General features: G+C 66.4%; 15 protein-coding genes. 12 read left to right on the forward strand and 3 right to left on the reverse strand.

The features are described 5' to 3' along the window. The 4 genes from BLO63_RS20215 to BLO63_RS20230 form a co-directional block, all read left to right on the forward strand. Positions 1–2355: autotransporter family protein (locus tag BLO63_RS20215; RefSeq protein ID WP_091444524.1), on the forward strand; the 2355-nt coding region annotated here is incomplete at its 5' end. 335 nt (positions 2356–2690) lie between these two features. Next, on the forward strand, positions 2691–3230 hold the full coding sequence (locus BLO63_RS20220; RefSeq protein WP_091444527.1) for an invasion associated locus B family protein: 540 nt from the start codon (positions 2691–2693) through the stop codon (positions 3228–3230). A 267-nt stretch (positions 3231–3497) separates the two neighbouring features. Continuing rightward, positions 3498–4661 carry a Ppx/GppA phosphatase family protein gene (locus tag BLO63_RS20225; RefSeq protein WP_091444530.1) on the forward strand — a complete coding sequence of 388 codons (1164 nt, stop codon included), beginning with the start codon at positions 3498–3500 and terminating at the stop codon, positions 4659–4661. Then, a complete protein-coding gene (locus BLO63_RS20230) occupies positions 4658–5389 on the forward strand; it encodes an RlmE family RNA methyltransferase (RefSeq protein ID WP_091444533.1) in 732 nt (243 codons plus the stop codon). Before BLO63_RS20225 ends, BLO63_RS20230 begins: the two co-directional genes overlap by 4 nt. Here the strand turns inward: BLO63_RS20230 and BLO63_RS20235 are convergent. After that, positions 5386–6819: an MFS transporter gene (locus tag BLO63_RS20235; protein ID WP_091444535.1), complete on the reverse strand. Its 1434-nt coding sequence runs from the start codon at positions 6817–6819 to the stop codon at positions 5386–5388. The two genes, BLO63_RS20230 and BLO63_RS20235, sit on opposite strands and share 4 nt — an antisense overlap. A gap of 312 nt (positions 6820–7131) precedes the next feature. Between BLO63_RS20235 and guaB the strand changes: the two genes are divergently transcribed. The 4 genes from guaB to guaA all read left to right on the forward strand — a co-directional run bounded on the left by guaB (position 7132) and on the right by guaA (position 12090). Then, positions 7132–8622 (forward strand): IMP dehydrogenase, encoded by a 1491-nt coding sequence (guaB, locus tag BLO63_RS20240; RefSeq protein WP_091444538.1) that lies wholly within the window; start codon positions 7132–7134, stop codon positions 8620–8622. Between the two features lie 39 nt (positions 8623–8661). Then, positions 8662–9093: an MAPEG family protein gene (locus tag BLO63_RS20245; RefSeq protein WP_091444540.1), complete on the forward strand. Its 432-nt coding sequence runs from the start codon at positions 8662–8664 to the stop codon at positions 9091–9093. Between the two features lie 25 nt (positions 9094–9118). Next, on the forward strand, positions 9119–10441 hold the full coding sequence (locus BLO63_RS20250) for an RsmB/NOP family class I SAM-dependent RNA methyltransferase (protein WP_091444541.1): 1323 nt from the start codon (positions 9119–9121) through the stop codon (positions 10439–10441). A 68-nt stretch (positions 10442–10509) separates the two neighbouring features. Continuing rightward, positions 10510–12090, forward strand: coding sequence for a glutamine-hydrolyzing GMP synthase (gene guaA / locus BLO63_RS20255; RefSeq protein WP_091444544.1), 1581 nt, complete (start codon positions 10510–10512; stop codon positions 12088–12090). 7 nt (positions 12091–12097) lie between these two features. Here the strand turns inward: guaA and BLO63_RS20260 are convergent, their stop codons facing one another. After that, a complete protein-coding gene (locus BLO63_RS20260) occupies positions 12098–14221 on the reverse strand; it encodes a ParB/RepB/Spo0J family partition protein (RefSeq protein ID WP_162841864.1) in 2124 nt (707 codons plus the stop codon). A gap of 146 nt (positions 14222–14367) precedes the next feature. Beyond that, entirely contained in the window at positions 14368–15564 is a 1197-nt protein-coding gene (locus BLO63_RS20265) for a DUF932 domain-containing protein (RefSeq protein WP_091444548.1), read from the reverse strand. Positions 15565–15835: 271 nt separating this feature from the next. On the opposite strand from BLO63_RS20265, the gene BLO63_RS21385 reads away from it, so the two are divergent. The 4 genes from BLO63_RS21385 to BLO63_RS20285 all read left to right on the forward strand — a co-directional run bounded on the left by BLO63_RS21385 (position 15836) and on the right by BLO63_RS20285 (position 22690). Beyond that, positions 15836–16429 (forward strand): DUF6088 family protein, encoded by a 594-nt coding sequence (locus BLO63_RS21385; protein WP_091444578.1) that lies wholly within the window; start codon positions 15836–15838, stop codon positions 16427–16429. Positions 16430–16524: 95 nt separating this feature from the next. Continuing rightward, positions 16525–17754, forward strand: coding sequence for a DUF6361 family protein (locus BLO63_RS20275; protein ID WP_091444550.1), 1230 nt, complete (start codon positions 16525–16527; stop codon positions 17752–17754). Continuing rightward, positions 17751–19601: a phospholipase D family protein gene (locus BLO63_RS20280; protein ID WP_091444553.1), complete on the forward strand. Its 1851-nt coding sequence runs from the start codon at positions 17751–17753 to the stop codon at positions 19599–19601. Before BLO63_RS20275 ends, BLO63_RS20280 begins: the two co-directional genes overlap by 4 nt. Beyond that, positions 19598–22690 carry a C-terminal helicase domain-containing protein gene (locus BLO63_RS20285; RefSeq protein WP_091444556.1) on the forward strand — a complete coding sequence of 1031 codons (3093 nt, stop codon included), beginning with the start codon at positions 19598–19600 and terminating at the stop codon, positions 22688–22690. Before BLO63_RS20280 ends, BLO63_RS20285 begins: the two co-directional genes overlap by 4 nt. The last annotated feature ends 7 nt before the right edge of the window (positions 22691–22697 follow it).

Raw genomic sequence — 22697 nt, forward strand, 5'->3', positions numbered from 1 at the left:
TCCGGCGACGGCGGCTGGTTCTCGTCCGGCGACGACCGGATCGTTCTGGCGGCGAGCGAAGGCGGCGAGATTTCCGGCGACGATATCGACGGCAACAGCGGCGACGACGTGATCGCGCTGGTGGCTTCGGAAGGCGGCGACATCCGTGTCGACGACGTCGATGGCGGCTGGGGCGACGACACCATCATCCTGGCGGCGACCGACCGGCGCAGCGACATCCGCGCCGATGATGTTGACGGCGGCTCGGGCGACGACCGGATTGCCCTCTACGCCGACGGTGGTGATATCCGCATCGACGACATCGACGGTGGCTCGGGGGATGACGACATCATCATCGCCGCCACGGATGCGGAGGGGAGCTGGATCTCCCTCGACAATATCCGCGGCGGCAGCGGCGACGATCTGGTCGTGCTGTCGGGTCTCGACAACATGAACTCCAATTTCTTCATCGGTGGGGAAATTGACGGCGGTCGCGGCTTCGACACGCTCAGCGTCACCAATGGCAGCACGCTGTCGCTTGATGATGTCGAGCGCTTCCAGCAGCTCGGCGTCTCCGAGGGATCCTATCTCGAACTCACCCAGCGCTGGGTGAACTTCAACGGCAACAGTGGTATCGACGGGCTGGTGGCGGTCGACGCGACCTCCTATCTCCGCCTCTCGGACATCAATGCCGATCTCGACACTGGCACCTTCGTTCTCGAGGCCTCGCAGGACGGCGAACTGGGCTATCGTTCCATCTACACCGGTGCCGATGCTGGGTGGCTGGACCAGACCGGCGGCGTGCTGGATGTCTCCGGTACCACCGCCACCGGCCTCGCCTACACCCAGGTCGAGCTGTCCGACACCGAAGGCAGCGAGCCCGACCCGCTTCTGCCGGACGCGACCTTCATCAACCAGGGCACCATCGCCCTGCACAGCGGCCTCACGGTGGACGGCCAGTCTATCGACGTAGCGGGCGATCGCCTGACCATCAATGGTGACTATGTCGGCGGCGGCAACCTGCTGATCGATACCTACCTAGGCGCCTCGGACAGCCCGACCGACGTTCTGGTCATCAACGGCAATGTCGCCGCCGAGAGCACCACGACGATCTACGTGAACAACACCAATCCCGGCGAAGGCATCTACACCGGCACGGGTCTGGGCCAAGGCATCAAGGTGGTTGATGTCTCCGAAAGCGGCGTCTCGCCGGATGATGCGTTCCAGCTGGCGCGCAACACGGTCAGCGGCGAGCGCGAGGTCATGGCAGGCGCGTTCTCCTACCGCCTGTACCAGGACCCTGACAATGAGATGACCTTCAGCCGGTCCAGCGAGGACACGGGCGCCGGCGACTGGTACCTGCGCGCGGGCTACACCGCCCAGGCCACCGGCTATGCGTCGGCGCCTTCCGCCATGCAGCGCCACTTCTATGCCGGCCTCGACACGCTGCATAAGCGGCTTGGAGAGGTGCGCCAGCAGGACCAGCTTGAAGGCCGCAACGCCGATCTGGCCCAGGCTTCCGTGGAAAAGGCTCCTGCTTACCAGCCGGTGCCGGCGCCGAAGTTCCAGATGTGGGGCCGCGGCGGTGGTGCGGATCTCTCCTACGATGTCAGCGGCGGGTGGGACTTCTCGCAGCAGACCTGGGGCCTGCAGGCCGGCGGCGACTACACCTTCGACTATAATGACTGGCGCATCACCGCCGGCGCCTTCGGTGGCTATGGCTGGTCGGACGTCGACGTGGGCGGCGACTGGACGTCCTGGGGCGGCAGCTCCAGCATGGACATCAATGGCTGGAACGCGGGTATCTACGCCTCGATCCGCCAGGTTGGCCTGGTTCCCGGTGCCGGCTTCTACACTGACCTCGTCGGCAAGGTTGACGTGCTCGATCTCGACATCGCCTCCAGCAGCAACGTGACGGCGAACACCGACGCGACCGTCTGGGGTGGTTCGATCGAGATGGGCTACGGCTTCGAGCTGTCGAACGGGTGGGTGATCCAGCCGCAGGCCCAGCTTGCCTATGCCAGCGCCAGCCAGGATTCCTACTACGACTCGATCGGCACCTACATCTCGCCGGGCGACGCGGAATCCCTCATCGGCCGCCTGGGCCTGCAGGTCCAGTCGACCTTCGTCATGGAAACCGGCCAGACGATCACGCCCTATGCGATCTTCAACGTGAACTCTGAGTTCCTGGGCGACAACAAGACCAATGTTGCGGGCACCGTGCTCACCAGCGACATTAACGGCACCTGGTTCAATGCCGGCCTCGGCTTCACCGCCGATCTCAATGGCAGCGTGGCCCTGTTCGGCACCGGCGAATACAATTTCGGCGATGTCCAGGGTTGGGCGGGCCAGGGCGGCGTCAAGTTCCGCTGGTAAGTCCTGTCGGCTGGCGCGCGGCCCCGGCTGCGTGCCAACGAGTTAAGCCTGGGCCGGCCCTCGTGGCCGGCCCTTTGCTTTTTATAGAAGGCAATCGGGGGCAGGCGCGCCCGCGCAGCCAGCCGCGCCTCTGCCGCAGCGGCGAGGGGGCGGCCGGCATCCGTGCCGCTTCAGGCCGGCGAGCGGGCCTTGCTGCGCGCCCTGTGTCTCTCGGCACTGCCCCTCGCCATGTGCCCCGCGCAATGGCACAACAGACCCGTGATTCTCACCCCGCGGCGTCGATCGGCGGCGCAGAGCCGCTGTCGACGGGCCCGGGATATCCGCCGGAGGACATCATGACCACTTTCGCCAAACGGACCGCCGGACTGCTGCTGGTGCCCTGCCTTCTGGCCGGCATTCCCGCCGCCCTGGCACAGACGGCGCCGGCCAACGGCAAGCCGCCGGTCCGCACCGAAACCACCACCTATGACAATTGGGTCGTGACCTGCCGCGCGAGCGTCGAGAAGAGCGCCAAGAAGACCTGCGTCGCCACCATGAAGGTGACGGAGGCCAAGTCCAAGAAGACCGTCCTGCTCTGGCAGGTCGGCCAGGACAAGGCCGGGACGCCGACCTATCTGGTCCGCACCCCGCTCGGCGTACGGCTGAAGGATGGCGTGCAGATCACCATCGGCAAGGGCAAGCCGCGCAAGATCGACTACGCCTCCTGCAGCCGCGGCGGCTGCGAGGCCATCGGCCCGTTCGAGGACGCCTTCGGCAAGGAACTGCTCACCGCCAAGGAAGTGGTGGCGAGCTTCGTCCTCTCCAATGGCCAGACCGTGAACGTCACCCTGCCGATCACCGGCATCGCCCAGGCGCTGCCGGCGCTGAAGGGCTGAACCGGCCTCCGGCCGGCCGCGAATCGGTACGAGGGGGCGCGGGGGGCAGAAGAGGCCCCCCCCCTTGTCGCCGCGGTGACACGGGCGGCGCGCCCTTGCCCTGCGGGCCTTTGCGGCGCCGCCAGCCCCGCCTCCCGCGCCGGGCTGCCATGAAGTCGATTGCGCCAGCGCTCGCGAATGTTACATTTCGCCCGAGATGTTGAACAATGCGAGCCTGGGCCGCCTTTCTGCGCGGCCGGGTCGACGGCTTCGGCCGGGGAAACTGAAATGGTCGACGAGACCCAGATGTGGGCCGGGGAGCGGGTGACGGAAACGTCGGCCCGCGACGAGCGGCCCCCGGCGCGTGCGCGCCATCGCCAGGGCGGTGGGCCGGCCTGTGGCGGCGCGCCCTCCGGTGCGGCGGGGCGCGACCCGCGATCGAATGCGCGCCCGCGCAACAATGACCCCTGCTATGCCGCGCTGGACCTAGGCACCAATAATTGCCGGCTCCTCGTCGCTCGCCCGACCGGCAGCGGCTTTCGCGTCGTCGACGCCTTCTCGCGCATCGTCCGGCTGGGCGAGGGACTGATCGGCTCCGGCCGGCTGGGCGAGGCGGCGATGGACCGCGCGGTCGAGGCGCTGAAGGTCTGTGCCTCCAAGATCGAATCGCGCCATATCGTCGATCGTCGGCTGATCGCCACCGAGGCCTGCCGCACGGCGGTCAATGGCGAGGCGTTCATCGACCGCGTCGCCCGCGAGACCGGGCTGGAACTGGAGATCGTCGACCGCGAGACCGAGGCCCGGCTGGCGGCGTCCGGCTGCACGCCGCTGGTCGATCCCACCTCGGACGGGGCGGTGCTGTTCGACATTGGCGGCGGCTCAACCGAAGTGGTCTGGCTCGACCGGGTGGAGACGCACGATGGCGGCCCGCCGGCGGCGGTGATCCGCGCCTGGGTGTCGGTGCCGCTCGGCGTGGTCACGGTGGCCGAGCGCCATGGTGGCGTGAAGGTGACGCGCGACGATTTCGAGGCGATGGTCAACGAGTTCACCCCCCACCTCGCCGGCTTCGTGTCCGCGGTGGGGCCGCATAATTGCGGCCGGCTGCACCTGCTCGGCACCTCGGGCACCGTGACGACGATTGCCGGCGTGCATCTCGACCTGCCGCGCTATGATCGCTCGCAGGTTGATGGTACCTGGCTCGGTGCCGAGCAGGTGCGGGTGGTGGTCGACCGGCTGCTCGCCATGCCGTTCGCCGAGCGCGCCGCCAATCCCTGTATCGGCGTCGAGCGCGCCGATCTGGTACTGGCCGGCTGTGCAATATTGGAATCGGTGCGCCGGGCTTTTCCCTGCGACCGTCTGCGCGTCGCCGATCGCGGCCTGCGGGAAGGAATTTTGGTGGAATTGATGCGTGCCGACGGTGTGTGGCGTCAGAGGGCTGGAGCCCCGACGTGATCGACAAGCCCCAGCCCGGCAAGGGCGGCGAGGCGCGGCCGCTCAAGGTGCGGCTCAAAAAGGCCCGCTCGCTCAGTTCCTCCTCGCAGAAATGGCTGCAGCGCCAGCTTAACGACCCCTATGTCGCGCGTGCCAAGCGCGAAGGTTGGCGCTCGCGTGCCGCCTTCAAGCTCATTGAGATCGATGACCGGCTGAAGATTCTGCGCCCCGGCCTGCGCGTGGTCGATCTCGGCGCCGCCCCCGGCGGCTGGAGCCAGGTGGCGGCAAAGCGGATGAAGATGGAGGAGGGCCGGGGGCACATCGTCGCCATCGACCTTCTGGAGATCGACCCGATCACCGGCGTCGACTTCGCCCAGATGGACTTCCTCACCGACGAGGCGCCGGCGCGGCTCAAGGAGATGCTCGGCGGCGACGCCGACCTTGTCATGTCGGACATGGCGGCCAACACCACAGGGCACCGGGCGACCGATCATCTGCGGATCGTCGGGCTGGTGGAACTGGCGATCGACTTCGCCCGCCAGGTGCTGGCCCCGGGCGGGGCGTTCATCGCCAAGGTGTTCCAGGGCGGTACGGAAAACACGCTCCTCGCCGAGCTGAAGCGCGACTTCACCGCCGTGCGCCACATCAAGCCGCAGGCGAGCCGGGCGGATTCGTCCGAGCTCTATGTGGTGGCGACGGGGTTCAGGGGCCGACAAGCGGCGACCGATCCGGCGTCCGCCGTCGATTAGCCCGCGCTGCCCATCTCGCCAGCGGGCGCGGGGACCTGCGCCGGCTTCACCCGGCGCCGCGCGAGTTCGGCGCCGGCATCGGCCGGTAGGCGCAGGAAGAAGAACACCGAACACACCGCGATTCCCGCCACCACCAGGAAGGCGACGCTGAAATCGCCGAGCGCGATGGTGCCATCGCCGCGCCAGCCGCGCATGAGGTCGAGCACCAGCGCCGCCACCGCGACGCCGGTGGAAATCGACACCTGCTGCGCCACGCTGGCGAAGCTGGTGGCCCGACTCATCGCCTCGGAGGGGATGTCGGCATAGGAAAGCGCGTTGGTGCTGGTGAATTGCAGCGAGCGGAAGAAGCCGCCGAGCAGCAGCGCGCCGATCAGCAGCAGATAGGGCATGTCCGGCCGGAACAGCGCGCCGACCGCGATGAACGCCGCCGCGATGACGCAGTTCACCACCAGCACCCGACGGAAGCCGAAGGTTCTGATGATGGGGGCGGCGGTGAATTTCATCGTCATCGCCCCTGCGGCCGAGGCGAAGGTGATCATGCCTGAGGCGAAGGGGCTCAGGCCGAAGCCGAGCTGCAGCAGTAGCGGCAGCAGGAAGGGCAGGGCGCCGATGCCGACCCGGAACAGCGAGGCGCCGACCACGCCTGCGAAGAAGGTGGGAATCTTCAGCAGCGCGAGATCGAGGATCGGCTTTATCGTTCGCCGCGCATGGCGGACATAGAACCCCATCGACACCGCGCCAACGCCGATGACGGCGAAGGCGATCGAGGGGGCCACCGCATGCTGGCCCAGCAGCGCGAAGCCGAAGACGAGGCCCGCGAGCCCGAGGCCGGAGAGCATCATGCCCTTGATGTCGAAGGGCGGCACGTTCGGTTCGCGAATGTCGGGAATGAAGCGGCTGACCAGCACGAAGCCCAGCAGGCCGATCGGCAGGTTGAGGAAGAAGATGTAGCGCCAGTCGAAATAGGTGGTGATGAAGCCGCCGAGCGGCGGGCCGATTACCGGCCCCAGCAGCGCCGGAATGGTGAGCCAGGCCAGCGCCGAGACGAGTTCCTCCTTCGGTACGGTGCGTAGGATGACGAGGCGCCCCACCGGCACCATCATCGCCCCGCCCATGCCCTGCAGGATGCGGTAGGCGACGAAGTCCGGCAGCGCCTGGGCAAGGCCGCAGAGCAGCGAGCCGGCGCTGAAGATGACGATGGCGGCGCGGAACACCGTTCGCGAGCCGAATCGGTCGGCGAACCAGCCACTCGCCGGAATGAAAACAGCGAGGCTCAGCAGGTAGGAGGTCAGCGCCAGCTTCAGCGCGATCGGGTCCTCGTTGAGGTCGGCCGCAATGGCGGGCAGGGAGGTGGCGATCACCGTTGAATCGAGCTGCTCCATGAACAGCGCGCAGGCGACGATGAGCGGGACGAGACGTTCGGAGCGCACGGGCCGGTCCGGATTCGCGGGGCGGGGGAGAGACAGGCGGGTTCCGGCTATAACGCTGGCGCCGCCATCCGGCGATCGATATCGCACGCACAAATCTGTCATCACCGGCGGGTTACGCAGGGGCCGTGCGGCGCGCAGCGGCAATGCGCCAGACACAGAGATAGATGCCTAGGAAAGCGTGACGGGCCATGGTATGAGCCCTCGCCAACTCGAAGCGAGCGGGCGTTCTCTGCCAAGCCTTCCCGCTTCGTCCATCCATTCATCGGGCGGGTACGGAGCCATGCTCCCCTTGCCCCCAATCGGGAGTTGGCGATGTCGGTCTATGACGGCCTCGCGCGGGAAGCGCTTACCTTCGACGACGTGCTGCTGAAGCCCGGCCTGTCCGATGTCATGCCCGGTGAAGTCGACATCCGCTCGCGGGTGACGCGCACCATCTCGCTCAACATCCCTATTCTTTCCTCGGCCATGGATACCGTCACCGAATGGCGCCTCGCCATCGCGATGGCGCAGGCCGGCGGCCTCGGCGTGATCCACCGCAACCTCGATCCCGAGGTGCAGGCCGAGCATGTGCGCCTCGTCAAGAAGTTCGAGAGCGGCATGGTGGTGAACCCCGTCACTATCCATCCCGACCAGCCGCTGGCCGACGCGCTGGCGCTGATGAAGAACCACGGCATTTCAGGCATCCCGGTGGTCGAGCGCGGCCCGAACGGGCGCTCTGGCAAGCTGGCCGGCATCCTCACCAATCGTGACGTGCGCTTCGCCACCAATCCGGCGCAGCCGATCTCCGAGCTGATGACCAAGGAGCGGCTGATCACGGTGCGCGAGGGCGTCGACCAGGCCGAAGCCAAGCGCCTGCTGCACACCCACCGGATCGAGAAGCTGCTGGTGGTGGACGATGCAGGCCGCTGCGTCGGCCTGATCACCGTCAAGGACATGGAAAAGGCCGTCACCAACCCCAACGCCGCCAAGGATGAGCAGGGCCGCCTGCGCGTCGGTGCCGCCACCACGGTCGGCGAAGACGGCTATCGTCGCGCCGAGCTGCTGATCGAGGCCGGCGTCGATCTCGTCGTGGTCGACACCGCGCATGGCCATTCGCGCAAGGTTCTCGACCAGGTGAGCCGCATCAAGACGCTGTCCAACAGCGTGCAGATCCTCGCCGGCAACGTCGCCACCGCCGAGGGCACGCAGGCGCTGATCGATGCCGGCGCGGACGCGATCAAGGTCGGTATCGGCCCGGGCTCGATCTGCACCACCCGCATCGTCGCCGGCGTCGGCGTGCCGCAGCTCACCGCCATCCTCGACGCGGTGGAAGCGGCGCGGAAGAGCAACGTGCCCGTCATCGCCGATGGCGGCATCAAGTTCTCGGGCGATCTGGCCAAGGCGCTGGCCGCCGGCGCCGACTGCGCCATGATCGGTTCGCTGCTGGCCGGCACGGATGAGAGCCCGGGCGAGGTCTACCTCTACCAGGGCCGCTCCTATAAATCCTATCGCGGCATGGGCTCGGTGGGTGCCATGGCGCGTGGCTCGGCCGACCGCTATTTCCAAGCCGAGGTGAAGGACACGCTGAAGCTCGTGCCGGAAGGCATTGAGGGGCAGGTGGCCTATAAGGGCCCGGTCGGCGGCGTGCTGCACCAGCTCGCCGGCGGCCTGCGCGCCGCCATGGGCTATGTCGGCGGCGCCACGTTGCAGGATTTCCGCGAGAAGGCGAAGTTCGTGCGCATTTCCGGCGCCTCGCTGCGCGAGAGCCATGTCCACGACGTGACCATCACCCGGGAAAGCCCGAACTACCCCGGCGCTGTCTGAGCGCCGGGTTTCGCGCAACCGATGAGGGAGGGCTGATCCATGTACGTCACTGCCACTCTGCTGCCCGTGTTCGTGCAGGTCGCCCTCACTTTTGTCGTGCTGTTCCGGCTTGGGGCGGTGCGTCTCGCCGCCATCCGCGCGGGCGGTCTCGTCCGCGAGGAGGTGGTGCTTGATGACAGAGGCTGGCCGCCGAAGGTGCGGCAGGCCAGCAACTGCTTCCGCAACCAGTTCGAACTGCCGGTGCTGTTCTATGCGCTGGTCATTCTGGCGCTGGCGACGCGCCAGACGAGCGACTTTTTCCATGTGCTGGCGTGGCTGTTCGTGCTCAGCCGCATCGTCCACGCCTTCGTCTATGTGACCAGCAACCATATTGGCTGGCGCTTCGGCGCCTTCGCCTTCGGCGCGCTGGTGCTGCTCGCGATGTGGGTCATGTTCGCGCTGGCGATCCTGCTGGCGCCGGCCCTGCCGTGACGCCCTTTTTGATACTGGAGTTCAAATGACGCCGGCTGCCAGGCTATCCGCCGCTATCGAGGTGATCGGCACGATCCTCGCCGAACGCCGCCCGGCCGCCGACGTGCTGAAAGACTGGGGCCGCAGCCACCGCTTTGCCGGATCGGGCGATCGCGCGGCGCTGGCCTCGCTGGTCTATGACACGCTGCGCCGGCGCGCCTCCGCCGCCTGGGTCATGGGCGAGCGGATGGGGGAAGAGAGCCCGCGCGGGCTGGTTCTCGGCATGCTTAAGGTCGCCCGCGGACTCGACGCAAGCGCTATCGCGGCGCTGTGCGACGGCTCCCGTTTTGCCCCGCCGCCGCTGAGCGAGGCCGAGCACGCAAGCCTGGCGGAGGCCTCGCTCGACGACGCTCCGGCGCATGTGCGCGGCGACTACCCTGAATGGCTCGACGCGCCGCTCGCCGCCGTGTTCGGCGAAGCCCGCGCCGAGGAAGGCGCGGCGCTGGCCGAGCGCGCGCCGCTCGACCTCCGGGTTAATTCGCTGAAGGGCGATGTCGACAAGGCGGGCGAGTTGATCGCGCACCTGTCGCCCGCTCCCGGCCGCTGGTCGCCGCTGGCTTTGCGCATCGCGCTGGAAGCCGACGGCAAGGCGCCGCCGCTGACCTCCGAGCCCGCCTATCTCAAGGGGCTGGTGGAAATTCAGGACGAGGGCTCGCAGATCGCCGCCATCCTCGCCGCGCCGCCGCGCGGCGGGCAGGTGCTAGATCTGTGTGCCGGCGGCGGCGGCAAGACGCTGGAACTGGCCGCGCTGATGGACGGCGCCGGCCAGCTCTACGCCTATGACGACGATCTGCGCCGCCTCGCGCCCATCCACGAGCGGGTGCAACGTGCCGGCGCCCACAATGTCCAGGTCCGCTCGCCGCGCGGCAAGGCCGACGTGCTGGAAGACCTTGAGGACCGCATGGACCTCGTGCTGGTCGATGCCCCCTGCACCGGCACCGGCACCTGGCGCCGCAACCCCGACGCCAAATGGCGGATGCGCCCCGGCGCGCTCGCCGAGCGGATGAAGGAGCAGGCGTCGATCCTCGACAATGCCGCGCGCTATGTGAAGACCGGCGGGCGTCTTGCCTATGTCACCTGCTCGCTGCTCGACGAGGAGAATGTCGGCCAGGTGCGCGGCTTCCTCGACCGCCACCCCGCCTTCCGTCTCGTGCCGCCGGCCGAGATGGTGCTGGCGCTGGGCGAGCGCGGCATGACGCTACGCGCCGCCGCGCTGGAGCGGCCCGAGGGGCTGCTGCTGACGCCGCGCCGCACCGGCACTGATGGCTTCTTCATCAGCCTGATGGTGCGCGGTGAGCAAGCCGGATAAATGAACGCAACAGAGACCGCCCGCGCCGCCGAAAGCCACAAGACAGAGCCCGCCAGATAGAGCCCGTCATGACCCAGTTTGAACCGACCGCCGCCACCGCCGAGCACGACACCATCCTCATCATCGATTTCGGCTCGCAGGTCACCCAGCTCATCGCCCGCCGCGTGCGCGAGGAGGGGGTCTATTCCGAGATCGTGCCGTTCCAGAGCGCGGCCGAGGCGGTGCGGCGGCTCAATCCGGTCGGCATCATCTTCTCCGGCGGCCCGGCCTCGGTGATGGACGCAGGCAGCCCGCGCGCGCCGCAGGAGGCGTTCGAGCTTGGTGTGCCGATCTTCGCCATCTGCTACGGCCAGCAGACCTGCGCGCTGCAGCTCGGCGGCGAGGTGGAAGGCGGCCATGCCGCCGAATTCGGCCGCGCCGAGGTGACGGTGCACAAGCCGAGCGCGCTCTATGACGGCGTGTGGGAAGTCGGCCAGCGCTATCCCGTCTGGATGAGCCATGGCGACCGCGTGACCCGCCTGCCGGAAGGTTTCGAGGTGGTGGCCACCTCCGAGAACGCGCCCTTCGCCATCGCGGTGGACGAGGCACGCCGCATCTACACCACCATGTTCCACCCGGAAGTGGTGCATACTCCCCATGGCGCGGCGCTGATCCGCAATTTCGTCCGCAAGATCGCCGGCGCGCGCGGCGACTGGGGGATGAAGGCCTATCGCGAGGAATCCATCCGCCGCATCCGCGAGCAGGTGGGCGAGGGGCGTGTGATCTGCGGCCTCTCCGGCGGCGTCGATTCCTCGGTGGCGGCGGTGCTGATCCATGAGGCGATCGGCGACCAGCTGACCTGCGTGTTCGTCGACCACGGCCTGCTGCGCCTGGGTGAGGCCGAGCGGGTCGTCACCCTGTTCCGCGACGCCTACAACATCCCGCTGGTGCATGTGGACGCCTCCGAGATGTTCCTCGGCGCGCTGGAAGGCGTCACCGACCCCGAGGTGAAGCGCAAGACCATCGGCAAGCTGTTCATCGAGGTGTTCGAGGACGAGGCGAAGAAGGTCGGCGGCGCGGCCTTCCTGGCCCAGGGCACGCTCTATCCCGACGTGATCGAAAGCGTCAGCTTCACCGGCGGCCCCTCGGTGACGATCAAGAGCCACCACAATGTTGGCGGCCTGCCCGAGCGGATGAACATGAAGCTCGTCGAGCCGCTGCGTGAGCTTTTCAAGGACGAGGTGCGCGCGCTTGGCCGTGAGCTCGGCCTGCCGGAAGTCTTCGTCGGCCGCCACCCCTTCCCCGGGCCGGGCCTCGCCATTCGCTGCCCCGGCGAGATCAGCCGCGAGAAGCTCGACATTCTGCGCCTCGCCGACGAAATCTACCTCGAAGAGATTCGCCGCCACGGCCTCTATGACGAGATCTGGCAGGCCTTCGCCGTCATCCTGCCGGTGAAGACGGTGGGCGTGATGGGCGATTTCCGCACCTATGACTACGTGGTCGGCCTGCGCGCCGTGACCTCGGTGGACGGCATGACGGCGGATTTCTACCCGTTCGACATGGCCTTCCTCGGCCGCGTGGCGACGCGCATCGTCAACGAGGTCAAGGGCGTCAACCGCGTGGTCTACGACGTGACCTCGAAGCCTCCCGGGACCATCGAGTGGGAATGATTTTCGCCTATCCGGGCGTATCCAAAACTACGCTAGAGCACGATCTAACTCGCTGATAAAAATAAATAATTCGCTCGGCATCTATCGGCGCCATGGCCGTTTCGCCGCCGATTGCCGTCGATTGTTCGACCGCCTCAACAGATTCGTTGCTCACGGTGGGCTCGACATTCGACGCGCCCCGATCGGCGGTGCGCAACGGTTCGGGCAACCAGCCGGTATCGGCGAGCAGCGTCTGCGCTTCCGCTGCCATGTCGCCCTTCTTCAGATGCTCGATCCGATCGGCGGCGCGCTGCCCTTTCGCCTGGGAAACCGCCTGAAGAATGCGAGCCTTCGTCACCCTGCCGAGGAAGTTGTCCACGGTCGGCTTCCACCCGGCCGCCGCCATGTCGAGGTCGACCGTCTGGGCCAGCCGGTCGGCATGGGCGGCAGCACGGGGCCGCCGGTTCCAGGGCTCATACACGGCGTTCACCGAGAGGCTGACGATGTGGGCGAACAAGCCCGCCTGGCTGTCGCCGTCCCATTCCCGCAGCGCGTCCCAGAGATCGGCCGATTCCTTGGGAAGCGCCTTCGACCAGCTTTCGTGGCGCACGCGGATCGCCTCAGCCGATGCGCTGTCGTTTAGCCCCGGCGCCTGCGTCCCGAAGCTGACACTCTTCAAATCGAGGTCGAGGCAGCTATCCGAGCCGTAGTGGTAGAAGGTCTTCAGCGTCAGAACGTGCAGGGCAGCGACGAAGGCAACGTCCGGCCGCTCGCCCAGCGCGTGGCGCAGGCCAAGCGTCCGGTGCGAGGTCAGCTCGGTCATCAGGCGGTCGGATATGGGCGAGAGACCCTCATCCTCCTCCGGCTCGGCGTCGGGCTCCGCCGTCATGACGGCTTCGTCGCCCTCGTAGCCAGCGGCCATAGCGCGTTCATCGTCGCCGTCCGCGTCCGGCTCGGACGCAGGCTCGGCCGGCAATTCGTCTTCCGGTCGGACGTAGCCCCGCTCGACGCGAAGCTGACCGTCGGCGCCGATGCTGACGAAAGCGCCGGCGCGAGCGATCTCGGCGGCGTCGAACACCACGGGACGGTTGTCGAAACCCTCGATCAGCGTCTCCAGCTCCGACAGGCGCTCATCCACTTCATCCGGAAGCTCGTCGGCGTCCTGATATTCGTCCGAAAGGCGGTCCAACTCGGACTGAAGCGCGTTGCGGCTTGCCTCCTCCTCGGCGGTCAGCGCGACGGCCTCGCCACGAAGCTGGCGCATACCGAAGGCATGGCCGTAGGCGAAGTCCGGCGCGACTTCGATCCACTTCCAGCCTTCGGCGGCGACCACCTCGGCGTCCGCCTCCAGCTTGTCGGCGGTCATCTGGTCCACGAGCGGAACATCCTGCAGCCAGCCGCCATCGTCGCCTTGGAACAGGTCGCGCAGGACCGTGCCACCGGCCGCGATGTAGGCGTCGAGACCGATGAACTGCGCCCGCTTGTCGGAGGCGCGGACCGCGCCCTCAGTCAGCATCCGGCGGATGACGTAGGGTTGCCTGTCGTAGGAAGCCTTCAGGCGCTCGAAGACCTGCTCTTGGCGCTCGTGGTCGCCGGAGACGGTGAAGGCCATGAGCTGGTCGAGCGTCATGCCGTCCTCGGCATAGACGTCGAGCAGCGCCGGCGAGACCGACGCCAGCTTCAGGCGCTGCTTCACCACGTTGACCGAGACGAAGAAGGCGGCGGCGATATCTTCCTCGGACTGCCCCTTCTCGCGCAGCGCCAGGAAGGCCCGGAACTGGTCGAGAGGGTGCAACGGCGCGCGCTGGACATTCTCGGCGAGCGAGTCCTCCTCGGCGATGCCGCTGTCGCGGACGATGCACGGCACCGGCGAGGTCTTGGCGAGACGCTTCTGCTTCACGAGTAGCTCTAGCGCCCGGTAGCGCCGGCCTCCGGCCGGGATCTCGAACATGCCGGTCGGGGCGCCGGTCTGGTCGGTGACCGCGCGCACGCTGAGGCCCTGCAACAGGCCGCGGCGGGCGATATCGTCGGCCAGCTCCTCGATGGAGACGCCGGCCTTCACCCGCCGGACGTTCGACTGAGAGAGCAAGAGCTTGTTGAAGGGAATGTCGCGCGAGGGCGAGAGGGTGATCTTCTGAACAGTGGTAGCCATCGGGATGTACTCCGCGACGAGCGCCGAAAGCCTCTCTCTCGGCATCAACTCGTCACGAAGCGCAGCGCCGCGGGACCGACGATCAGGAAAGAGGGAACGGCACGGAGCCGGAGACTCGTAAAGCCGTGTCTCCGGCTTTCTGTGGGTCAGGCTGCCCGATCGAGAAGCTTCTTGGCCCGCGCCTCGAGAACGAGCCGCGCGTCCTGTTGGGTCTTGTCGCGGGCGACCGCGGTGATGCCCTGCACGAAATCGAACACGCTTTCGGGCTTACGGCCTTCTTCGGCCAGCACTGTCTCGATGATCTTTGCCGTCTCGGTCTTCGAGAAGCCGCGCTTGCGCAGGAAGTCGCTGCGATCTTCGTCGGTGCGGGCCACAATCTTTTCCCGCGCCGCCCTGATGCCGTTGACGAAGGGCATCGGCGAAGAATTGGCGAAGCGAGTCAGCGCCGGTGCCGCCTCATGCGCGAAGCGCGAGGCGGCGTATTTCGAGTGGCGGATGGTGATCTCCTCGAAATCCTCGACGCCCCACAAGTTCCGGTTCTGGCAAACGGCACGAAGATAAAAGCTGGCCATGCCGAGCGTCTTGGCGCCCACTTCGGAATTCCAGCAATAGAAGCCGCGGAAGTAGAGGTCGGGCGAGCCATCGGGCAGCCGACCGGCTTCAATCGGGTTCAGGTCGTCGACCAGGAAGAGGAAGACGTCGCGATCGGAGGCATAGAGCGTGGTCGTGTCCTGGGTGATGTCGACGCGCGGATTGTAGATGCCGGTCGACCAGTCGAGGACGCCCGGCACCTTCCAGCGGGTGTCGCCGGTGCCATTGCCGGCAATGCGCTGCACGGCCGCGACCAACTCGTGGTCGAAGATGCGGCCGTAGTCGGGCCCGGTAACGGCGCGCAGCTCAACGCGGCCATCTTCGATCTCGAGCGTCTTCACCTGCTCGGCGCGATGAGAAGTCAGGCCGTACTGCAGATTGATGCCGGCCAGCGGCGCCGGAAGCTGGCGCAAATAGGCCGCCGGCGCTCCGACCAGGCCGGCGAGCTGGCCGAAGCTCCAATGGGTGGGCTCGATCGGCGCATCCGACCCGGGCAGTATAAGCGCCAGGCGCTCGGCATCGTCGCGGCTGGCGTCTACCCGGATCGCCGCACTCTCGACGGTTCGGGTACGGCTCCGTTCGGTCCGGCCACGAACGGCGGCATAGAGGTCCGACAGGGACAGGTAACGCTCGTCCGCCGGCCGCGAGAACCATTCTGACGATACCCGGCCGATCCGCTGGCCGCGGCTCACATCCACTTTGTAGCCGTCAGCGCGATCGAGAGCGGCGTCCAGAATCTCCACATGGGTCATGGCTAGTCTCCATGACGGGCGCCGGAGGCCTCTCCTCCAACCCTCAACCCGTCACGGAGAACCCGTCCACACTCTCACTCTCAGGGGCGTTGCGGGGTCTCCCCGCAGAAGGGGTCGGCAGAGACCGATGGGCTCGGCCACAGGGGAAGACTTTCCCCTTTCAATCGGTGCCAACCCCATTCGTAAAATGGGGTGCTCTCCGCACAAGGCCGCAGTCACGCGTATTGCAGAGTGTCAGAAATCCGCGCATATTTCTGACAGGGGGATGGCCATGCAACGCTTGACCGAACAGATTCTTTCGCACGCGAAGGGGCTGCCTGAAGGTACGCCGCTCGCAGCCAAGAGCTTGCTCCATCTCGGAAGCCGGGCGGCGGTGGATCAGGCTCTGTCGCGCCTTGCCGAGCGGAGGCAACTGCTTCGGGCTGGACGGGGTGTGTACCTGCTGCCCGTTACTAGCCGGTTTGGTACGAGGGCTCCGTCAGTGGAGCAGGCAGTAGAGGCAATCGCTGCTCAGCGCGGTGAGGTCATCGTCTCGAGCGGCGCGGCTGCTGCTAACCGTCTTGGACTTACCGCACAGGTGCCGGCCCGGTCGGTCTATCTGACATCGGGGCGCTCCAGGAAGATGAGACTTGGAAAGCAGATCGTCGAGCTTCGCCACGCGCCACGATGGCAACTCACCCTGGCTCAGCGGCCCGTGGGCGAGGCGATACGAGCCCTGGCGTGGTTAGGACCGGATGGGGCAGAGGCAGCTCTCCAAACCCTGAAGCGGAAGCTTGCACCCACTGCATTCAACGAGTTGGTCGCAGCGGCGCCGCAGCTCCCGACATGGCTGGCGCGAAGTGTCGGAAAGGTCGCGCATGGCTGATGCTTTCCAACTCGCCTGGATCGAGTTCACGGATGTCGTGCCTTTCGGCAATAAGTTGACCGTCCCGCCGCTGTCCTGGTTCCGGAGCTAAGGCATTGCGACAGGCGGCGAAACGATCCCGAACAAGACGCGCACCGGCGATCGAACCTGCGCTTGGCTGGACCTATCTCTCGCGTGAAGCGCTCGCTCGCGCGAAGGCGCAGATGGACGAAGAGTCCATGGGCGTGCGCGACGAGATTGGCTTCCTGACGATACACCAGCGATACGCCGACCACTTCTTTCCCGGTACCTCGGTCCTGCATACCCGCGCGCGTTACGCGTTGTTCGTACCCTGGTTGTTCGAGGATCTCGCGGGTATAATCGGACCGGCTGCGCAGCGCGCCTTGCGTGAACGCGAGAGACTGCTCGCAGGACGGCTGAAAGCCAAGGGCGAAGCCCAGGTGATCGGCGGCCGCGTCTTTCCAAACCCCTCAAGTCAACCGCCGTCCACCGTCTATTGGAACGCGCTTGCGGTTTGGGGGATCTTGCGTCCGCGACTGGACGGTCGGACGATTTCTCGTGGACAGGCGCATCGTTTACTGAAGACCGTCGGCTCGCCCAGCGACGACGATGGTCAGCCTCTCCTGAGCTTCGAGCCGCCTTTTGTGCGACTTCCCGATCGTCCGAAGAATTGGCAGAGCGGACATATCTCGCTTCGTCTGAAGGAGGCGGAGGCCGGGTTCCTGCGTGAGCGCCTAGCGCAGTTGCGCGGCAATGGCGGCCGTGAACTGTCGCTGCTGGCAAGGCTTGTCAGGACCGAGGCAGCGGCTCCTGCAGAGATGTGGGCCGACGAAACATACGCCGTCGCCAGCGCAGATCATGGCCCGCTCATCCGCGCGCGGCAGGCAGCTAGTCTCGCGGGCATCGGCCGCGCCGTCTACGACGCGTTGCTGGAGCGGATTGTCGAGATCGACGACAAGCGGCAAATCTCGGCCCGTCACCGCGAGCATCTCGGGGTTATCCTCGCGGAGCAGGGTCCGATCGCAGCCGGGCTCGATGTAGCGGCGCTCGAAGCGGACATTGGGTCTCTGCCGGCGAAATTGCGTGCTGTGGTGACGGCGACGAGGGACTGGATTGCTGCGGGATCGGGGAATCCTGTCGCGCTTTCTGACGTCTATACCGCAGCCGAGGCGCGCAAGGGACCGCGCGCACGGCTTGCGCCGACCCCCAATGGGCGGGCGCGGCGACTCGAGTGGTCGAGCGATGAACATGGCTTGGCCGGCCCCCTCCATTACCGGTGGCAGCAGGTCAGTACGCTTCTCGACGATCTGGCTGATCCCGAATGAGCGGCGCGATCGACAGTTGGCCAGCTCTTTCGTTTCTGGAAGGCCTGCGTCCCGGTCCTGACGAGAATGTCGAATTGGCGTTGCTGGCGTCTTATTCGGCAGACCTTGGATCCATCGGCGCGGCCTTGCTAGCCCTCGCCGGCAAGGACAATGAGGCGGGGCGAGGGAGCCCCTCCGATTTCGCCGATGCCGTTGAACGCCTGCGCGGCAAGGTGCGGATCATCATCCAGCGCGGTCGGCTTGCGAAGATGCGGCGAACGCCGCGGATCGCGGCGGTGCTGGACCAATTCGTGCGGGAAGTCGATTTCGACGAAGCGACCCATAGCTGGCATCCCAAGGCAGCGCTGATACGGACGCGGAGCGAAAGCGGCGAGACCGGCTGGCGGCTCTGGATCGGAAGCCGAAATCTCACCGAGTGCGTCAACCGCGACATCGGGCTTCTGCTGGTGTCAGGGGAGAATGGCGGAGGCCCCATCTCCGGGGCAGGCGATCTGGCACGCGCGTTAGCTGAGCGTGCCGAGCTGAAGGGCGTCCGGCCTGCTTCCCTCGCGACTGCGGTTACGAAGATCCCGTGGCGAGCGCCCGCCGGCGTGCGCGTCGAGCGAATTCGCTGGTCTACGGGGACAGGAGGCCTGCAAGCTCCAGCTCCACCGGCAGGGGCCGATGAAATCGTCGTCGTTAGCCCGTTCATCGACAAGAATTTCTTGGCCGGACAAGTGTCGAAGGGGCCGAAGCCCGCCCGTCGCGTGCTGCTAACGACCATGCGCGAGATCGAGCGGGTCGGCCCGTCGCTCTCCTCGTTCGACGATTTGTTGGCGCTGGATGCGCCGGATTATCCCATCGGCGACCCGGAGCCGGAGCAGGCGAACACCGGATCGGCATCTGACGCAGACACTGCGGATGACGAGGAGGCAGAGATCGGCCGAGGCCTCCATGCCAAATTGCTGTTCGTGCGCGCGGGACGAAAGCGGACCCTATGGCTCGGAAGCGCGAACGCCACCATGCGGGCGTGGACGGGCCGCAACGCGGAGGTCATCGCCGAGTTGCAGATTACCGAGGCTCTGGAGAAAGGTCTGAAGGCGTTGCTCGACTCGGCGCGGATTGTCGAGGCGCCGGATACCGAATATCAGCCGGACGCCGCGGCGCTGGAAGAAGAAGCGCTCGAGCGAGCTCGGGCGCAGGTCGCAGCGCGGTGGGCGAGCACGCTCAGCATCGACGGGGATGAAATCCGTCTCGTCCATGGTTCCGATCTCTATCCCGATGGACCGCATCCCGAGGAAGCCGACATCCTGCTCGAAGTCGGTGCCTTGCACGGCGAACTCAAAGCATGGCCGCGGCGACAGACGACGGTGGCGCTTGGGTCGACGCTTCCTGCCGAACGGAGCGAATTCGTGCGCTTGCGTGTCAGCCGCGGTGCGAAGGGGCTTTCCTGGCTGCAGCGCGCCCCTGCCGACCCGCCTTTCGGCGAAGAGCGCGATCGTGCGGCCTTCGTGCGATTTCTGGGAGCGAGGGGCTTTCTTCTCTGGCTGGCAGGACTGTTGGCTGACGACGGCCGCGATGGGGAGGATGACTGGACGATCGAGAAGCAACAGGATCGTGCAGCCCCCGGTGCAAATCCAGCGCTTGACCCCGCACTGCCGACGCTGGAGGAGATGCTCGCGGCCTGGTCGCGCGATCAGAACAAGTTTCGCGAAATCGAACGCCGCGTTTCAGAATACCTGCCGGCGGTGCTGGAACAGGCCGGCCAGGAAGACCCGCAAACCGCTGCGATGCTGCGGCGCTTCGAGGAGCTTTGGGGCAAGCTGCGGGTCGGCCTCGGCGAAGAGCGGAGGGGGAAGCGTCGGTGAGCGTCCCCAAGCCGTTCCAGACAGCGGCCGTCGATGCCGCGCTATCCGCCTTTGCGAATCAAGGCGGGCGCCGACGCTTTCTCGTGGCCGATGAAGTCGGTCTGGGAAAGACCATCGTGGCGAAGGAAGTCGCGCGCCGTATGTCGGAAGACGGTGAGCGGCCTCTCGTTATCTATTACGTCGCCAACGGCCATGCGGTCTCCCATCAGAACAAGGGGCGCGTCGTCAGCTTCCTAGACGAGCCGGAACGTAAGGCGGCCGTTGCGACGCCGGATCGCCTTTCCCTCATCGCCGTCTCGAAGCGGCCCGACAAGCCGGTTCTGATCTATGCTCTGACGCCGGCAACGTCCTTCCCCGGCGCGCGTGCTCGTCTGACCGGCGGAAGAAAAGAGGAGCGGGCATTTCTCAAGGTGCTGCTCGACCGGGCTTACCCGGCGTTCGCTCGCGATCTCGATCCGGCCATAATGCGCCTGAGCGTTGGCGATTCCTGGGATTGGCTGGTCGAGGATGCCGAGAGGAAATTCGCCGCGGCGCCACCGCATCTGACACGGCGTTTTCGCGAGGCGCTGGCGGCTGAATTTGGAGAGCCCGTGCGCGAAAGGCTCGAGCAAGCTCTGTATGGTGACGAGGAGCGGAAGATAAAGCCGCTCAAACCGACCACCTTCGTCGGTCATCTTCGTCGGGCACTGGCGCTGGCGACCCTACGTCATCAGGCGCCCGATTTGGTCATTCTGGATGAGTTTCAGCGTTACAGGCAGCTATTGGACGAGAAGGACGCCGACCCGCTCCTCAAGGCCCTGCTGGAGCCGCACGGGTCAGTTGCTCGGCCAGCGATCCTGCTGCTCAGCGCGACACCCTACCGGCTGCTCAGTACCCGATGGGAGGAAGCCCAGGGCGCACTCGCGCACGCCGAGTTGCTGGAGTTGATCGAGTTTCTCGCCGGCTCCGATGTCCGTGACCGCGCAAAGTCTCTGTTTTCTGATTTCGGCGACAAGTTGCGGGACATCGCGGTGCATGCGGAGGCGACCGATCCCCGCCTGGAGATCGAGATCAACGAGGCTGCCGGACTCAGAGATGCTCTTCGCGCACTGCTGACACCGGTCATGTCCAGGACAGAGCGGGACAGCGTCGCCTCGGGCGATCCGTTGGCTGGAACGCAATTCCTTGCGGCGGAGCCGATAGCTGAAGACTTCCAAATCTATCGGCATCTGGCGGATAGCTTTCCTGAAGACGTGCGATACGAAGCGCTGCCCTATTGGTCGTCCGTCCCACTCCCGGCCCAATCCCTGGGGCCTCGGTACGCGGCTTGGAAGCTCGCAACCATCAAGGCCGCGCCGAAGCTAACGAAGATGACACGGGAGCGCCGCAACAAGCTGGATGCGCCAGCGAGGTGGCCTGACGCCAAACTCAGGGCGCTCAGCGCCGCAGCGCCGGCGAAACTTCTATCCCTGCCGTGGGTAGCGCCATCCCTACCATGGTGGCCGCTTGCCGGCGGCTGGAAGGGTAAAGTCGCCGACCCGAAGCTGCTGATGTTCAGCCGGTTTCGGGCGACTCCGCCGAGCGTGGCGGCGCTCCTGAGTTTCGGCGTCGAAGCGTCATGCCTTCCCCAGCAACGCGGTGGCTACGAGAAAGCCTATCGGCGGCGTCGCTTCAAACTGGCGGCCGTTCCCGGACCGGTCATGGCCGCCTTTCATCCGTCTCCATGGCTCATCCGGCATACGGATCCGCTCGCGAAGGCGGGAGAGACGGTCGGTGCTATCCGCAAGCAGGTGAGGCGGCAGATTCTCGCGGCGCTTCCCAAGGGGATCATCGGGAAGGACACGGTGAAGGCCCGTCGACGGCACCGATCCATCGGCCGGACCTTAGCCGCGATAGAGCGGGCGGCCGGGCTGTCGGAACAATCTGCCGCCGCTTGGAACGGCGCCGTCGGTGAAGATCGCGGCGCCCGGTCCGCTGTCCTTAAATGGCGACAGACGCCGACGATCGAGCGCCTCTCGCCAGCCGAACTCGACGATCTCGTCGACTATGCCATCGGCGCGCCGGGCGTGGTGCTCGGTCGGGCGCTATTGCGCCATGACCCGACAATCCTTGATCCGGCGCGCTATGGTGAACTCGTACAATTGAGCTGGCAGGGCTTGCGCGCGTATCTCGACAATCCGGTGATCCTGTCGTCCCTGCCGGGCAAGAACGCGGTCGATCAGGTGATGGGCGCCGTCGTCGATGGCGGTTTCGAAAGTGTCCTCGACGAGCATTTCTGGCTTCGCGCGCAGAATCTTCCAGAGGGCGCAGCGGGCCTCGCCAAGGATTTGCAATCTTCGCTCGGCCTGCGGGCGGGTAATTTTAGCTTTCACAGTGTTGGCGGGCCAGCACACAAGATACCGGTACGGTCCCATGTCGCTGTTCCGTTCGGCGACGCCGAGGCGGAACCGGCCGGCAAGGTGAATGGGGCACTCGCGTCATCCGCGCCAGCGCGGCCGGACGAAGTTCGCCGAAGCTTCAACACGCCGTTCTGGCCGCACGTGCTGGCAACGACCTCGGTGGGGCAGGAAGGTCTGGATTTTCATCCCTGGTGTTCGCATGTCGTCCATTGGGATTTGTCCTCCAACCCGCTCGACCTTGAGCAGCGCGAAGGTCGCGTTCAGCGCTATGCCGGGCTGGCGGTGAGGCGGCGACTTTCGAATATGTTGGGCGAAGAAGCTCTTGGACACGCGGTTGTGTCGGGCGGCTCTGCTTGGCATCACCTGCAGCGCCAGGCGGAGAAGCTGGTTGATGTGAGCGGCCTTCGACCTTGGTGGGTGCTTGAGAACGCTGAGATCAGCCGCCACGTCTTCGAACGTCCATTTGGCCGGGACATGAGCCGCTTCGCCCAACTTCGCGAGCAGCGCATGATCTACCGACTGGCGTTGGGCCAGCCCAACCAGGAGGACTTCATCGAGATTCTTGCGCGCGGCGGCGAGGCGACCCGCATACTGCTGAGCCCGCTTGTGCTGGATCTCTCCGCTATGGGGCTACGTCAGGCGCCCGAACCGGCCACCACAGATTGTCGCGGTGCCTCACGGTTCCCCCTTCCCTTGGAGGAAGGGGGATGATACAAAT

Source organism: Ancylobacter rudongensis, from assembly GCF_900100155.1.
Classification (GTDB): domain Bacteria; phylum Pseudomonadota; class Alphaproteobacteria; order Rhizobiales; family Xanthobacteraceae; genus Ancylobacter; species Ancylobacter rudongensis.

What these genes read in the sequence shown, in the direction of transcription:
- BLO63_RS20220 (WP_091444527.1), top strand. Translation starts at nt 2,691, where the DNA reads ATGACCACTTTCGCCAAACGGACCGCCGGACTGCTGCTGGTGCCCTGC.
- BLO63_RS20225 (WP_091444530.1), top strand. Translation starts at nt 3,498, where the DNA reads ATGGTCGACGAGACCCAGATGTGGGCCGGGGAGCGGGTGACGGAAACG.
- guaB (WP_091444538.1), top strand. Translation starts at nt 7,132, where the DNA reads ATGTCGGTCTATGACGGCCTCGCGCGGGAAGCGCTTACCTTCGACGAC.
- BLO63_RS20245 (WP_091444540.1), top strand. Translation starts at nt 8,662, where the DNA reads ATGTACGTCACTGCCACTCTGCTGCCCGTGTTCGTGCAGGTCGCCCTC.
- BLO63_RS20250 (WP_091444541.1), top strand. Translation starts at nt 9,119, where the DNA reads ATGACGCCGGCTGCCAGGCTATCCGCCGCTATCGAGGTGATCGGCACG.
- guaA (WP_091444544.1), top strand. Translation starts at nt 10,510, where the DNA reads ATGACCCAGTTTGAACCGACCGCCGCCACCGCCGAGCACGACACCATC.
- BLO63_RS20260 (WP_162841864.1), bottom strand. Translation starts at nt 14,221, where the DNA reads ATGGCTACCACTGTTCAGAAGATCACCCTCTCGCCCTCGCGCGACATT.
- BLO63_RS20265 (WP_091444548.1), bottom strand. Translation starts at nt 15,564, where the DNA reads ATGACCCATGTGGAGATTCTGGACGCCGCTCTCGATCGCGCTGACGGC.
- BLO63_RS21385 (WP_091444578.1), top strand. Translation starts at nt 15,836, where the DNA reads ATGCAACGCTTGACCGAACAGATTCTTTCGCACGCGAAGGGGCTGCCT.
- BLO63_RS20280 (WP_091444553.1), top strand. Translation starts at nt 17,751, where the DNA reads ATGAGCGGCGCGATCGACAGTTGGCCAGCTCTTTCGTTTCTGGAAGGC.